The sequence below is a fragment of the Streptomyces sp. LaBMicrA B280 genome, assembly GCF_049222185.1.
Taxonomy (GTDB): domain Bacteria; phylum Actinomycetota; class Actinomycetes; order Streptomycetales; family Streptomycetaceae; genus Streptomyces; species Streptomyces murinus.
On the sequence record NZ_JBMJCT010000007.1, the window covers coordinates 171439 to 185763 of the forward strand.

The following is a 14325-nucleotide window of genomic DNA, read 5'->3' on the forward strand; positions in this document are numbered from 1 at the left end:
GGGACGCTGATCAGATAAATACTAGGACGTCCTAGTAAAACGCAGTAGTCGGGCCGGATGTGAGCAGCGGCACAGTCGGGGAAGCCTCTTTGTGAATCCGGATCAGTGTGCGGGTGCGGCGCACTGGATCCGATCGACCCGCTTCACCCGCCCTCACTTCACCACTTCCGCCTCAAGTGAATCCCGAGTAGTCTCCGCTGGCGCACTCGATCGCACGACGGCACCGCTGCGGTTCTCGATCCCTCTGAGAAAGCTGGTCATGAAGCGAACCCTTTTCGAAGCCGAGCACGAGGACTACCGCGAGAGCGTGCGGGCCTTCATCGCCAAGCATGTGGTGCCGCACTACGCGGACTGGGACAAGGCGGGCATCGTGCCCCGTGAGCTGTTCACCGGTCTGGGCGAACTCGGCGCGCTCGGCATCGCCGTGCCGGAGGAGTTCGGCGGCGCCGGGATCAAGGACTTCCGCTACAACACGATCCTGCACGAGGAGGGCGCGCGGGTGGGCGCCATTCCGGCGATCCTCGGGCCGACCCTGCACGCGGACGTGGTCCTGCCCTACTTCCTGGACCAGACCGACGACGAGCAGAAGGCGCGCTGGCTGCCCGGCATCGCCTCCGGCGAGACGATCACCGCGGTCGCGATGACCGAGCCCGGCACCGGTTCCGACCTGTCCGGCATCCGCACCAAGGCCGTCCGCGACGGCGACCACTACGTCATCGACGGCGCGAAGACGTTCATCACCAACGGCATCAACGCGGACCTGGTCGTCGTCGCCGTGCGCACCGGCGAGCACCCGCACCGCGGCCTCAGCCTGATCGTCGTGGAGCGCGGCACCCCGGGCTTCGAGCGCGGCCGCAAGCTGGAGAAGGTCGGCCTGCACGCCCAGGACACCGCCGAACTGGTCTTCACCGGCGCCAGGGTGCCGGCGGCCAACCTGCTCGGCGCGGAGGGCGAGGGCTTCTTCGCCCTGACGCGCAATCTCGCGCAGGAGCGGATGTCGGTCGCGATCGCCGGTCTGGCGCAGGCGGTGGCCGCCTTCGACTGGACGGTCGAGTACGTGCGCGAGCGCAAGGCGTTCGGCAAGCCGATCGGCTCCCTCCAGGTGATCCGGCACCGCCTCGCCGAGCTGGACACCGAGATCGAGATCGCCCAGCACTACCTTGACCGCTGCGTACTCGCCCTGAACTCGGGCGAGTTGACGGTGGTCGACGCCGCCAAGGCCAAGTGGTGGTGCACCGAGCTGCAGGGCCGGGTCATGGACGCCTGCGTCCAGCTGCACGGCGGATACGGCTACATGCTGGAGTACCCGATCGCGCGGGCCTGGCAGGACAGTAGGGTGAGCCGGATCTACGCGGGCACGACCGAGATCATGAAGGAGATCATCGGCCGTTCGCTGGAACTCGGCTAGACCGCCGGTCCAGGAGGAGTCGGCTCGCTGTCTGGAGGTACCGGTGAGGGTCGAGGTCGGGACGGAGCCGGGAAGCGTGCGCGCACAGGCGGCGGGACCGGGTGCCCCAGGGGTCCGTGCGGGGGCGACGGGATCCGGTGTGGAGACGGCCGCCCGTGCGGAACCGGTCGCCCCGAGCGGTACGGCCGTGGCGGGACCCGGTGTGGAGCCCGCCGTCCCGCTCGTGCGGGCCACGCGGCCACGCAATCGCCGGGAGCTGATCATCGCCGCCGCGCGGGAGCTGTTCTCCCGGGACGGCTACGCCAACGCGGCGATGAGCGACATCGCGGCGGCCGTGGGCATCGGCCCCTCCGCGCTGTACCGGCACTTCGGCGGCAAGCAGGAGCTGCTGCACGCCGTCGTCACCGAGGCCCTCGACTCCTGTCTGGCCGGCCTGTACCCGGCCGGACCCGGCGAACTCGACGCCCTGGTGCGGGACTTCGCCGAATCCGCGCTGGCCCGGCGCGAACTGGGCGTGCTCTGGCAGCGCGAGGCCCGGCATCTGCCCGCCGAGCAGTACGCGGAACTCACCCGGCGGCTGCACGCGGCCCGGCGCACCCTCGCCGGGCAGTTGACCGCCGCCCGGCCGGGCCTGGGCCCCGCCCACGCCGAGCTGCTGTCCTGGGGCACGCTCGGGGTGGCGGCGAGCCTCGCCTACCAGCACGTGGAACTGGCATCGCCGGACCTCGTCGCGCGCCTGATGCGCCGCGTCGCCACCTCGGCCCCGCCCGGACTCGGCGCGCCCCGGCTCGACGCGCCCCGGGGCACCCTGCGCCACCGCTCCCGCCGGGAGGCCCTGCTCGCCGCCGCGACCGAGCTGTTCGCCGAGCGCGGCTACGCCTCGGTCAGCCTGGAGGACACCGGCGCGGCCGTCGGGATCGCCGGGCAGAGCATCTACCACCACTTCGCCAGCAAGCACGACCTCCTCGCGACCGCCGTGCACCGGGGCGTCGAACGGCTGTGGGTCGACCTGGCCGAGGTGCTCGCCTCGGCACGGGACCACGCGGACGCGCTACGGCACCTGGTGTGGCGCTACATCCGCATGGCACTGGTCTCCCGGCACCTGGTGACCGTGATCGCCACCGAGGCCGAGCACCTCCAGGAGGCGGACCGGCTGCGCACCCGGCAGTTCCAGCGCGACTACATCGCCGAGTGGCTGCACCTGCTGCACGCGGTCCACCCGGCCATGACCCCGGCCGAGGCCCGAGTTCGGGTGCAGACCGTCCTCACCGTCGTCAACGACGTGGCCCGCACCCCCCGGCTCGCCACCCGGCCGGGCATAGACCGGGCGCTGTACCAACTGGGCTGTGAACTCCTGGAGTCGGAGACCGGCCCGCCGCCGGAATGACTCCGGCCTACCGCGATCCGGCCGCCACCGGCTGCGGGCCCGCCTCGATGACGATGTCCAGCAGGGCGCGCGACGCCTGGAGATCGTCGATCGCCCGGCTGATCCGCTCCCGCTCCCCGCGCAGCCCCGCGACGAGGTCCGCGCAGACCGGCACCAGCCGCTCGCCCTCCTCGCGGACACACGGCAGCACCCTCGCGATGGTGTCCGTGGTGAGTCCGGCGGCGAGCAGGGCGCGGACCCGGCGGACCGTCTCGACGTCCCGCTCCGCGTAGACGCGGTACCCGCTGGGCAGCCGCTCCGGCGTCAGCAGGCCCTGCTCCTCGTAGTAGCGCAGCAGCCGCTCGCTGACGCCCGTGCGCCGCACCATCTCACCGATCCGCATGGCGGCCTCCCCGGCTTGACTCTCACACCGATGTCAGACTTTAGCGTGAGCTCCGAAGCGGGACCACGACGGTCGCCGCCCGGCCGTGACCCGGCCTGGAACAAGAGGAGTTGCCGCCATGCGTGCTGTTCGGATCGAGGCCCACGGCGGGCCCGAGGCACTCACCGTACGGGAGATCGCCGACCCGGAGCTGGAGTCGGGACCGGAGCCTGGGCCGGAGTCGGAGTCGGAGTCGGAGTCGGAGTCGGGGCCGGGCGCCGGTGAGGTGCTGGTGCGGACCGTGGCGAGCAGTCTGAACCCGGTGGACTGGAAGACCCGGGCCTGGGACGTGGGCCCCGCCCTGCCGGCGACGCCGGGCTGGGACCTGGCCGGGATCGTCGTGGCGAGTTCGGCACCGGAGTTCGCGGTCGGCGACCGGGTGATCGCGATGTCCGCGCAGTTCGCCACCGGCCTGGGCACCTGGGCCGAACTGGTCCGCCTGCCGGTACGGTTGCTCGCCCACGCCCCCAAGACGCTCACCCTGGCCGAGGCCGCGACGCTGCCGCTCGCGGGGACCACGGCGCTGCAGGCCCTCGCGGCGCTGCGCCCGGAGAGCCGCACCCGGCTCCTGGTCACCGGTGCCGCGGGGGCGGTCGGCGGCCTGGCGGTCCAACTGGCCAGGCAGGCGGGCGTGTCGGTGGACGGCCTGGTCTCCCGACCCGAACACCACGCGATCGTGCGGGAGTTCGGTGCCTCGACGGTGACGCACTCGGTGGCGGAGCTTCCGCGGGGGGCGTACGACGCGGTGCTCGACACCGCGGGCGTCGACGTCACCCGCGCGCTCGCCGACGGGGGGTCGTACATCTCGGTCTCCGACGCGCCCCTGCCGGACGCGCCCGGCGCCGCGAAGAGTTACGTCCAGGAGAGCGGCAAGGACCTGGCGGAACTGGTGGGTCTGGTCGACGCGGGGCGGCTGAAGGTGCGGGTGGCCGCGCACTATCCCCTGTCGGAGGTGCGCGCGGCCCATGAGCGGTTCGAGGCGGGCGGTCTGTCGGGCAAGGTCGTGCTGCTGTTCTGAGCCCGGCCGGTGGCCGTAACCGGGTGGGTGGCGCCGGGCGTTCGTGGCAGGATCCCCCACCATGGAATTCTCCGAGGTGCTCCGCCGCAGGCGCATGGTCAGGCACTACTCCGACAAGCCGCTGGCGCCCGAGGTGGTCGAGCGGATCCTCGCCTCCGCCCTGCGCGCCCCCTCGGCCGGCTTCTCCCAGGGCTGGGCCTTCCTCGCCCTGACCGACCCCGCGGACCGCGCCCGCTTCTGGCCCTTCGTCCCCGTACGGGTGGAGAAGACGCCGACGATGCAGGACGCTCCGCTGGTCGTGGTGCCGCTGGCCCACAAGGAGGCGTACCTGGACCGCTACGCCCAGCCCGGCAAGGGCTGGGTGGACCGCTCCGAGGCCCGCTGGCCCGCGCCCTACTGGTACGTCGACACCGGCATGGCCTCCCTGCTCATGCTGCTGAGCGCCGTCGACGAGGGCCTCGGCGCCTGCTTCTTCGGCATCATGCCCGAACACATCCAGCCGTTCCGCGAGGAGTTCGGCGTCCCCGAGGAGTACGCCCCCGTCGGCGCCCTCACCATCGGCTACCGCGCCACCGACCTGCCCTCGCAGGACCCCGGCGTCCAGGCGCGGCGCCGGAACGCGGAGGAGGTCATCCACCGGGGGAGCTGGGGGCGGCACGGCTGAGCCCGCCCCCTTCGCGGACAGGCGCCGCACGAGCCAGGAACCGGGCCCCCGTCACACACGTCTCTCGCACCATGACTTCTGACGAGCGGCACGGGCGGGACGGGCAGCGGGGGCGCGACGGGCAGCGCGGGCAGCGCGAGCCGCATGAGCACACGAGCCGTACCCCGCCCGCCCCGGCGTCCGCGGTGGCCGTGGCTTCACCGAAGGTCAATGACTACACCGGCTTCGCCGAGGCGTACGCGGCCGACAATGAGACCAACCTGCTCAACGCCCACTACGAGCGGCCCGCGATGCTGGATCTCGCCGGGGACGTGGCCGGGCGGCGGATCCTGGACGTCGGCTGCGGCGCCGGGCCCCTGTCCGCGGCGCTGCGGGACCGCGGCGCCCTGGTGAGCGGATTCGACGCGAGCGCCGGGATGGTGGAGCTGGCCAGGCGACGGCTCGGCGACGACGCGGACGTCCGGGTGGCCGACCTGGGCGGCCCCCTTCCCTACGCCGACGACACGTTCGACGACGCCATGGCGTCCCTCGTGCTGCACTACCTGAAGGACTGGGCACCGGCGCTGTCCGAGCTGCGCCGCGTGCTCAGGCCCGGCGGCCGGCTGATCGCGTCCGTGGAACACCCCTTCGCGATGAACCTGATGCACCGCCAGGCCGGCCGCGCGGCCGAGTACAACTACTTCGACACCACCAACTGGACCGACGAGTGGACCATGGGCGGCCGTACCGCCCTGATGGGCCGCTGGCACAGGCCGCTGCACGCGATGACCGACGCCTTCACCGCGGCGGGCTTCCGGATCACGGTGATCAGCGAACCGGCCCCCGATCCCGCCGCCCGCGAACTCTTCCCCGAAGCCATCGCGGCCGCGCCCCGCTTCCTGTGCTTCCTGTTCTTCGTCCTGGAGGCCGACCGGGCCGTCTCCGGCGACTGACGCGCATCAGGCCAGGGTGACGTCCGTGCCACCGTCGGCCAGGGCTTGAAGGACCACGGCGAACAGGTCGTAGGGATCGCCGTCCGGGCTCAGGGCCCGGGACAGGTGCGCCCGCGCGGTGGCCGCGTGCCGCCAGAGCAGGCTCGCGGGGGCGGTGTGGCCGAAGCCGCCGCGCAGGCAGTCGTGCAGGGCGGCGACGCAGCCGCCGAAGTAGCCGCCGGGACCGTTCACCGCCTCGCCGAGCGCCAGGTAGAGGCCGGGCTCGTCGGTGATGTACCGGCCGTCGAGTACGTAGGCGTGATCGCCCGGCCGGTCGCGCCGCGCGCGTCGGCAGCCCCGCTCCCGGACGAGGTCGAGCCAGGCCCCGCGCTCTCTGGTGCCGAGGCGAGTCCAGGCCCCCGGAGCGTCGGGCGGCCCGGTGAGCCACCGCTCCCAGGCGGGCCGCGCGTAAGCCGGGACGGGCGTGCAGAGGCTTCCGTCGAGTTCCAGGTCGATCAGTTCGGTCCCGGGCGCGGACGGACGCCAGGCGAGGACCTTGCCCCTGAACAGGCGTTCGGTGAGCGGCTCCCCCTGGTCGTCGGACATCTCCAGCGCGGCCTCCCCCAGGTCCAGGGCCCGTTGGGTGCCCTTCGCCAGCGCCGCCCGCAGCCGTTCCGCCGGGGCGAGACCCCGCAGCACGAGCCGGGGCGCCGACGGCTCGGCGGCTGGCAGGACGCGGGTGAACTCCCGGCAGGAGCCCAGCCAGCGGCGCCCGTCGTGCACCCGGACGCGCCCCCGGTGTCCCTCGGGTGGACCCTCGCAGTCGTCCAGGCCGGTGAGTACGAGACTGTCCGTCCCGGGGGAGCGGCCCAGGTCCAAGCTCTCCGCGTCCTCCAGCAGCCAGGGATCGAGCGCCTCGCCGTCCGGCACCAGCCACACCCGGTCGCCGACCCAGCCGCGTACCTGGGCTCGCGGCACCCAGCCGAACAGCTCGTACGTCCCGCGCCCGGACTCCCCGAACAACCCCTCCACCTCGGCGCAGCCGCCCCAGGCGCCCCCGTCCGTCGTGTCGGTCAGTGTGTACCGCGTTCTCCCGCGGCGATCCTCGTGCACCAGGGAATGATGCCGTGTCCGTATCCCCGACGACGAGCCGATCACCGCCTCTTCGGGCAACTGTTCTGCCCTCGCGTACCTGGTCCCTGTCGCCATGGGCCTGTATCCAAAGGGGCGGAGCCCAGCGAAGGAGTCCCGTATGCATGCCCGAGACACCGCCGAGGCGGCAGAGCGCACCGGCACCCGTAAGCCGCCAGCTCCGGCCGCTCCGGCACGGCAGGCTCCGGCCGCGCTGGCCCCGCTCCAGCGCAGTGTCGGCAACGCGGCCGTCGTCCAGATGCTGCGTCGGCACCAAGACGCGGGCGGACAGGGCACGGAGGAGGAGGCCGCGGTCCAACGGTCCGCCGTGCACGGGGTGTTGCGCGCTCCCGGGCGGCCGCTCGCGGAACCGGTGCGCCATGAGATGGAGGCGCGGTTCGGCACGGACTTCTCCGATGTGCGCATCCACGACGACGCCGCCGCCCAGTCCTCCACCGCGGGCCTCGGCGCCCGCGCCTACACGTCCGGCAGCCATGTGGTGATCGGACCCGGCGGCGCCGACCGGCACACGCTCGCCCATGAGTTGACCCATGTCGTCCAGCAGCGGCAGGGCCCGGTCGCGGGCACGCCGACCGCCGACGGGCTGCGGGTCAGCGATCCCGCCGACCGCTTCGAGCGGGCCGCCGAGGCCAACGCCCACCGGGTGCTCGCCGGGCCGGCGCCCGCCGCTCGGCGGGAGCAGGAGGAGGCCGGGGGCAGGTCGGTCGCGGGGGCCGAGGGGTCCGTGCAGCGGTTCACGGACCAGGACGTGAACAACATGGGTGAGCTACGCGTCTCGGTCAACGGGGCTTTCGCCATCACCGACGGCGCGAACCACATATGGGTACGGGCCGACGCCCTCAACGGGATCGCCGGGGCCCTCCAGGCGGATAACCAGCAGGCTCAGTTCCTGGGGGCCACCTACCATCGCTACTCGCTGGGCGGCGATGTGCTGAACCAGTGCCTGCACGTGGCCGAGGAGATCATCAACAACCGGGTCAACCAGCTGCCGCACGGCCAGTACGCCAGCACGATCGACACCCGCAGCAACAAGCACGGCGACCGGACCGAGTTCTTCGGCCAGCCCAAGGACGGCACCAACCGCCGTATGGCCAGGGAGTTCACCGGCGCCCGCGACGAAGCGGCGAACCCCCAGGTGGGCCAGGCGTTCGTGATCGTCGCGCTGAAGCCCGGGGAACGGGAGATGAGCCAGTTCCACGCCGCCGCGGTGGTCGCGAGGGACGGTGACGACTGCGTCACCCTGGAGGCGTTCGCGGGCGCCGAGGAGCAACTGGAGCCCGCCTCCGCCCGGATGTACACCGTCAACGGTGGAGGGGAATCGTTCCACGGCTACTGGACCGGCGAGGAGATGTACTACCACGGGGTCAGCGCCACCACGGTGATCATCAATCCGGCTCTGTGAGGCAAGCCCAGGAATCCCGCCGCGGCGGAATGTGCCCCAGCCCGAACAGCTCCGCCGCGTTGTGGTGGCAGACGGCCCGCAGCCATTCCGCTCCGAGGTCCAGCCGCTCCAGGGCGTGGAGTTGATGGAGGTAGGGGTAGGGGATGTTGGGGAAGTCGGAGCCGAGGAGGACGCGGTCGCCGAGGTCCGCGAGCCGGGGGAGCGCCCGGCCGGGGAACGGCATCAATGTCTCGGTGAAGTCGGTGAACGCCATCGTCGTGTCCAGCCGCATCTCCCGGTACCGCTCGGCGAGGCCGAGGAAATCCTCGTACTCGGGCATCCCCAAGTGCGCGACGATCAGCCGCAGCCCCGGGTGCCGCGCCAGCACCCGCGCGATCGGTCCGGGGCCGGTGTGCTTGCCGGGCGCGGGCCCGGACCCGCAGTGGATCACCACGGGGACCCGGGCCTCGGCCAGCACTCCCCAGGCCGGCTGAAGCAGCTCGTCGGCGGGGTCGTACGCCCCGACCTGCACATGTGCCTTGAACACCCGCGCGCCCGCCTCGACCGCCTCGCGCACGTACGCCTCGACGCCCGGCTCGGGGAACAGGGTGGCGGTGTGCAGGCAGTCGGGGGTCCGGCGGGCGAAGTCGGCCGCCCAGCTGTTGAGCCACCGGGCCATGCCGGGCTTGTGCGGGTAGAGCATGGCGGTGAAGGCGCGGACGCCGAACCGCCGTAGCACCGCCGCGCGTTCCGCCTCCCGCTGCCGGTAGCTGATCGGCCAGGCGAGCCCGCCGGTCAGCGGGCCCTGGGCGTCGAAGTACTCCCAGACCTTGTGCAGGACACGCTCGGGCATGAAGTGCGTATGGACGTCGATCAGACCGGGAAGTCCGAGCCGCCCCCAGAAGCGGCGGACCTCGGTGGCCTCCGCGTCGGAGCGGCTCGCGGAGGCGGCTTCGGCGAGGTCGGCGGGGGCCGGTCGGTGATCGTTCATGGCGCCCACGATCGTCCCGCCTCGCCGGTCACGTCAATCGTGTCCGCCCGGCGGCGCGAGTACGGCCCGTAGCGCCCGCCGGAACAGCGCGGCCGCGGGCGCGTCGAGCGGGGCGAGGAACTCGTCCTCCGCCGCGCGGTACGCCGCGTCGGCCTTTTGGTAGAGCGCGAGCCCGGGCCCGGTCAGCTCGATGGCGTTGCGTCGGCGGTCGGCTGGGTCGGGCTTGCGGGTGACGATCCCCTTGGCCTCGAAGCCGTCGATCAGGGCGACCATCGTGGTGCGGTCGACGCCGAGCTTCGCCGCGACCGCCTGCTGCGACATCGGCTCGCGCCCGACGAGCACGCGCAGCACGCCGAAGTCCTTGCTGTCGATGCCGAGCGGGGCGAGCGCGGCGTCGGTGAGCGCCGTCAGCCGCAGGTGAGCGTGCTTGACGAGGTACCCGAGCGCGTCGTGCGGCTCTTTGGCGTGCGGGGCGGGGGTTGGCATACCCCATATCCTATCTCTAGGCTGATAATCAGTAGCACTGACAATCAGCTGGACCGACGGAAGAGATCGTGATGATTCTTGTGACAGGCGGAGCCGGATTCATCGGTTCGCACACCGTTCGCGCGCTCCACGAGGCGGGAGAGGAATGCGTGCTCCTCCAGCGCCGCACCCCCGCCCTGCCCCCGCAACTGGCCGATGTGCCCGCGGCGATGGCGCGGGGCGATATCGCCGACCTGGCGAGCCTGCGCGCGGTGGGCAGCCGGTACGCGATCACCGGGATCGTCCATCTCGCCATCACACCGCCGTGGGCGGCGGGCGACGAGGACGCGATCGGGGCCGCGGGCCGCGCGCTCGACGGCTTCCTCAACATCGTGCGCGTCGCGAAGGAATGGGGTGCCCGGCGGGTCGTCGTCGCCAGCACCATCGGCGTCTACGGGGGCGTGACCGCCGAGGGCGCGCTCGGCGAGGACCTGCCGCTGCCCATGGGGCACTTCCACGCCATCCCGACCCTGAAGAAGATCACCGAACTGCTGGCCGGGCAGCTCGCGGCCGAGACCGGCATCGAGATCGTCGCCGCGCGCATCTCCGGCACCTGGGGCCCGGGCGGCCACCTGCCCGACCCGTTCTTCCCGGCCCCGTCACTCGCCCACGCCGCCGCGCGGCGCACCGCCCCCGACCTGTCCGGCCTCGCCCGCCGGCCGTACGCCGAGGACTCCCTCGACCTCTGCTACGTCAAGGACACCGGCCGCGCCCTCGCCCTCCTCCAGCTCACGCCGGAGCTGCGCCGCACCACGTACAACGTCGGCTCGGGCCGTGCGACGAGCAACGCCGAGGTGATCGCCGCGCTCGCCGCCGCTGAACCCGGCTTCCACCTCGAACTGCCCTCCCGCCACGCCACGACACCGCGACAGTGGCTCGACACAACCCGGCTGCGCGAGGACACCGGCTTCACCCCGGAGTACGACACCGCCGCGGCCGCCGCCGACTACATCGCGTGGCTGCGCGCGGGCAACGACCGATAGGGCCGGCGCGGCGCGACCTTCCCGGCGGCGCCGGGTACGGCCGTCAACCGGCGCGCGGAGTGAGGACCGTACGGTCGAACGGGCCGCCGTGCGCGGCCGCGTACGCGACGGCGTCGTTCACGGCGTCGAGCGGGAAGGTCCGGATCCGGTCGGCGGCGAGGTCGAGCGCCCCGGACGCGATGATCCGTATCAGGCCGACGTTCGCCGTGCGCGGGCACGACCACTGGCCGCGCACGGTGACCGAGTTGCGCATGAGCCATGGGTAGGGGAGGGCGAGGTCCGCGCCGCCGAGCATGCCGACGCCGCCCATGAGGACGACCCGGCCGTACTCGCGGACGGTCATGGCCGCCGTCCGCGTCACCGAACTGGGTGCGGAGGGCGGGAGCAGGTCGATCACCACGTCGATCGGGCCCCGGGCGGCCGCGGACATGGCGCCGCGGTCCGTGTCCTCGTCGCCGGTCAGTTCGACCGGCGACACACGCCGCCCGAACCGGTCCGCTAGGAGGTCCAGCGCGTTGCGATCGCGGCCCGGCGCGATCACGCGGCCCGCCCCCATGGCGAGCGCCATGGCGACCGCGGCGCTGCCGAGATTGCCGGTGGACCCGCTGACCAGCACCGTCTCCCCGGCTTCCAGGCCCGCCGCCAGCAGCCCCCCGTAGGGGATGGCGTAGACGATGAGGCAGGACCAGCGAGCCGGGTCCTCCAGCGCCTCGGGCGGAAGGGGGTGGACATTCTCCGTGGGCACCCGCATGAATTCGGCGAACGCCCCGTCGGGCAGATGGCGGGCGAGCCGGGCACCGCCCTCGCCCCGGGAACTCAGGCCCTGAAGCATGATGTCGGGGGTCAGCGCGTCATCGCGGGAACGCACCGTCGGATCGCACCACACCAGGTCACCGACGCGCAGCCGGGTGGCATCCGGGCCGACCCGCACGACGCGCCCCACGCCACCGGGACCCGGCACCACCGGGGGTTCGAGCGGATAGGCGCGCCGTCCGCTGAAGACCTCCCCGGTGTACGGCAGGACACACGTCGCCAGGACCTCGACCACGACTTCGCCCCCGTCGGCCCGGGGCTCGGGCACCGATCGCACGGTCAGCGGGGCGCCGAACCCGGTCAGAACTGCTGCTCGCATCTGCGGCCTCCTTGATCGCCTGAGGCGAGGCTAGGCACGCCCAGGGCATGCGCCAAGCGACGATCTCGCACATCTGGTATGCGTAGTGCGCATGGACTTCTCCAGTACGGCTCTACGGGTTCTGCGGCAGGTCGCCGACTCGGGGAGCTTCACCGCGGCCGCCGCCCAGCTCGGCTACACCCAGTCGGCGATCTCCCGTCAGGCGGCGGCCCTCGAACGCGGCGCGGGCACCGCCCTGTTCGAGCGCCGCTTCGACGGGGTGCGGCTCACTCCCGCCGGTCTGACCCTGCTGCGGCACGCCCGGACGATCCTGGACTCCGTCGCCGCGGCCGAACAGGAGCTCACCGCCTCCGCCACACCGACGGCACCGGTGCGGCTGGGCATGTTCCCCAGCGCGGGCGCGGTGCTCCTCCCCGGTGTGCTCACCCGGCTCGCGGCGGCCGCCCCGCACATCACCGTGACGACCCGCGAGGGCAGTACGCCCGCGCTGCTCCGGGCGCTGCGCGCGGGCTCGATCGACCTCGCCGTACTGACGTCCCGCCCACCGCACCGGCCCTCGGACGGCGAGTCGCCCCGGCTGCACATCGAGCCGGTCGAGGACACCGAACTGCTGCTGGGCGCCCCGACGACCGGTCTGTTCTCCGGCCGTACCGAGGTGCACATCGACGAACTCGTGGACGCTCCCTGGATCGCCGCGCCGTCCACGAGCACCGAACCCCTGCTCGGCGTCTGGCCCGGACTGCCCGGGCGGCCGCGGATCGCGCACACCACACGGGACTGGCTGACGAAACTCCGGCTGGTCGCGGGCGGTTTCGGCGTGACGACGATCCCGGACCGGATGGCCACGGTGCTGCCGCCCGGCGTGAGCCTCATGCGCGTGGCGGGAGTGCCGAGCGAGGTCCGCCGGATCCTCACGGCCCGGCTCCCCGGCCGACCGGGCCCGGGGATCACCGACGTCCTGCGCGCCATCACCTCGGCGGTCTGATCCGGGCCGGTGCCCCCGGCCGGAACCCCGGTCACGACGGCGCCGGTTGGGGGCTCGCGGAAACGGACGGATACGGGCGAGCGGTCACCCGGGGTCGTGACCGGCCCGCATGCCCGCCACCGCGCAGACGAGCAGGGCGGCGACGAGCGCGGTCAGCGGCGCGGTCCACGTACCGGTGGCGGCGTGCAGCGCGGCGGCGAGGACGGGGCCGGTGGCGGCGAGGAGGAACCCGCAGGTCTGGGCCATGGTGGACAGGGCGGCCACGTGGTCGTGATCGCTGCCCCGGTGGGCGTAGAGCACCCCGGGCAGCGCCTGTCCCGCCCCGAGCCCGACGCCGAGCACGGCGACCCACACCAGCGAGGTGGCACTCGGCGCGAGTAGCAGCCCGGTCAGACCGGCGACGCAGACCAGGACGGTGCCCAGGATGTGCGGACGCTGGTCGGCGCGGCGCGCGGCGAGCACCGGCGCGACGAATCCGCCGACGGCCACGCCGCAGATGAGCAGGGCCTGACCGGATCCGGCGGCGCTCCCGCCGAGCCCGGCCTGGACGAGGATCGAGGGCAGCCAGGCGAGCGTGGTGTAGAAGGCGAGCGTCTGGATGCCGAAGAAGGCGGTCAGGCTCCAGGCCACGGCGGTACGGGCGACCTGCGCGAGTCCGGCACGCTCGGGACCGGCGGCAGTGGCGAGCGGGAGCCGGGCACGGGCGGCCGGGGTGGATCGCGGTGGGCGGTGCCGCAGCTGCGGTGTCATACCGGCGGCGGCGAGGACGGCGGGAACGACGGCCAGGCCGACGGCCGGTCGCCAGCTTCCGGTGGCCTGGGCGACGGGGACGACCAGAGCCGCGACGAGTGCCGAGCCGACGCCCATCGAGAGGGCGTACACGCCCATCATCGTGCCGACCCGCCGGCGCGGGAACCGCTTGCGGACCAGGACCGGGATGAGCACGTTCACGACGGCCGTCGCCGCGCTGACCACCACGGTGCCCGCGATCAGCCCGGGCAGGCCGAGCATCCGCACTACAGCGCCGACCACCAGGACCGCACCGGCCCACCACAGGCCCCGCTCCTCGCCGGACCGCCGCGCCAGGGCCGCGAGCGGGGCGAAGGCTCCCATGCACAGCGGCGGCAGCAGGCCCAGCAGGGAGACCAGCGCGGGACTGAAGCCCGCGACCGGCGCCAGCGACCCGATCTGCCCGAAGGCGACCCGCGTGTTCAGGCTCATCAGCACGAAACCGACGACGAGCAGCGCCCCGGCACCCCCGGCGCGCGGTGCGGCGCGGTCACGAGGCGTGGAGGCGGTCGCCGTCGGCGGCGCTGAGGGAGACATGGCAGGCCCTCCGGAGTTCGGGAGTTAGGGTTGCTCCCAAC

Annotated in this window: 14 protein-coding genes; 8 read left to right on the forward strand and 6 right to left on the reverse strand. The window is 73.2% G+C overall.

Annotated features, from left to right (window positions below; translation table 11 throughout):
• Positions 1 to 259: 259 nt before the first annotated feature.
• A complete protein-coding gene (locus ACLF5H_RS07480) occupies positions 260 to 1408 on the forward strand; it encodes an acyl-CoA dehydrogenase family protein (RefSeq protein ID WP_421675271.1) in 1149 nt (382 codons plus the stop codon).
• Between the two features lie 139 nt (positions 1409 to 1547).
• On the forward strand, positions 1548 to 2795 hold the full coding sequence (locus ACLF5H_RS07485; RefSeq protein ID WP_421675272.1) for a TetR/AcrR family transcriptional regulator: 1248 nt from the start codon (positions 1548 to 1550) through the stop codon (positions 2793 to 2795).
• A gap of 7 nt (positions 2796 to 2802) precedes the next feature.
• On the opposite strand, the gene ACLF5H_RS07490 is transcribed toward ACLF5H_RS07485, so the two are convergent.
• The gene (locus ACLF5H_RS07490) at positions 2803 to 3177 is read right to left on the reverse strand and encodes a MerR family transcriptional regulator (RefSeq protein ID WP_421675273.1); all 375 of its coding nucleotides are present in this window, start codon (positions 3175 to 3177) and stop codon (positions 2803 to 2805) included.
• Positions 3178 to 3295: 118 nt separating this feature from the next.
• Between ACLF5H_RS07490 and ACLF5H_RS07495 the strand changes: the two genes are divergently transcribed.
• From ACLF5H_RS07495 to ACLF5H_RS07505, 3 genes are all read left to right on the forward strand, one after another.
• On the forward strand, positions 3296 to 4234 hold the full coding sequence (locus ACLF5H_RS07495; protein ID WP_421675274.1) for an NADP-dependent oxidoreductase: 939 nt from the start codon (positions 3296 to 3298) through the stop codon (positions 4232 to 4234).
• Positions 4235 to 4295: 61 nt separating this feature from the next.
• Positions 4296 to 4898, forward strand: coding sequence for a nitroreductase family protein (locus ACLF5H_RS07500; RefSeq protein WP_421675275.1), 603 nt, complete (start codon positions 4296 to 4298; stop codon positions 4896 to 4898).
• Between the two features lie 71 nt (positions 4899 to 4969).
• Positions 4970 to 5830, forward strand: coding sequence for a class I SAM-dependent methyltransferase (locus ACLF5H_RS07505; protein WP_421675276.1), 861 nt, complete (start codon positions 4970 to 4972; stop codon positions 5828 to 5830).
• Positions 5831 to 5836: 6 nt separating this feature from the next.
• Here the strand turns inward: ACLF5H_RS07505 and ACLF5H_RS07510 are convergent, their stop codons facing one another.
• Positions 5837 to 6922: a barstar family protein gene (locus tag ACLF5H_RS07510; RefSeq protein WP_421675277.1), complete on the reverse strand. Its 1086-nt coding sequence runs from the start codon at positions 6920 to 6922 to the stop codon at positions 5837 to 5839.
• Between the two features lie 139 nt (positions 6923 to 7061).
• Between ACLF5H_RS07510 and ACLF5H_RS07515 the strand changes: the two genes are divergently transcribed.
• Positions 7062 to 8363 carry a DUF4157 domain-containing protein gene (locus ACLF5H_RS07515; protein ID WP_421675278.1) on the forward strand — a complete coding sequence of 434 codons (1302 nt, stop codon included), beginning with the start codon at positions 7062 to 7064 and terminating at the stop codon, positions 8361 to 8363.
• Here ACLF5H_RS07515 and ACLF5H_RS07520 read toward each other — a convergent pair.
• Both ACLF5H_RS07520 and ACLF5H_RS07525 read right to left on the reverse strand, forming a co-directional pair.
• Positions 8347 to 9333, reverse strand: coding sequence for an amidohydrolase family protein (locus tag ACLF5H_RS07520; RefSeq protein WP_421675279.1), 987 nt, complete (start codon positions 9331 to 9333; stop codon positions 8347 to 8349). The genes ACLF5H_RS07515 and ACLF5H_RS07520 overlap by 17 nt on opposite strands.
• A 33-nt stretch (positions 9334 to 9366) precedes the next feature.
• Positions 9367 to 9819, reverse strand: coding sequence for a MarR family winged helix-turn-helix transcriptional regulator (locus ACLF5H_RS07525; RefSeq protein WP_421675280.1), 453 nt, complete (start codon positions 9817 to 9819; stop codon positions 9367 to 9369).
• Between the two features lie 71 nt (positions 9820 to 9890).
• Between ACLF5H_RS07525 and ACLF5H_RS07530 the strand changes: the two genes are divergently transcribed.
• Positions 9891 to 10841 carry an NAD-dependent epimerase/dehydratase family protein gene (locus ACLF5H_RS07530; protein ID WP_421675281.1) on the forward strand — a complete coding sequence of 317 codons (951 nt, stop codon included), beginning with the start codon at positions 9891 to 9893 and terminating at the stop codon, positions 10839 to 10841.
• A gap of 43 nt (positions 10842 to 10884) precedes the next feature.
• Here the strand turns inward: ACLF5H_RS07530 and ACLF5H_RS07535 are convergent, their stop codons facing one another.
• A complete protein-coding gene (locus tag ACLF5H_RS07535; RefSeq protein ID WP_421675282.1) occupies positions 10885 to 11973 on the reverse strand; it encodes an alcohol dehydrogenase catalytic domain-containing protein in 1089 nt (362 codons plus the stop codon).
• Positions 11974 to 12064: 91 nt separating this feature from the next.
• On the opposite strand from ACLF5H_RS07535, the gene ACLF5H_RS07540 reads away from it, so the two are divergent.
• The gene (locus ACLF5H_RS07540; RefSeq protein ID WP_421675283.1) at positions 12065 to 12958 is read left to right on the forward strand and encodes a LysR family transcriptional regulator; all 894 of its coding nucleotides are present in this window, start codon (positions 12065 to 12067) and stop codon (positions 12956 to 12958) included.
• A gap of 84 nt (positions 12959 to 13042) precedes the next feature.
• Here the strand turns inward: ACLF5H_RS07540 and ACLF5H_RS07545 are convergent, their stop codons facing one another.
• Positions 13043 to 14284: an MFS transporter gene (locus ACLF5H_RS07545; RefSeq protein WP_421675284.1), complete on the reverse strand. Its 1242-nt coding sequence runs from the start codon at positions 14282 to 14284 to the stop codon at positions 13043 to 13045.
• Positions 14285 to 14325 lie beyond the last annotated feature (41 nt).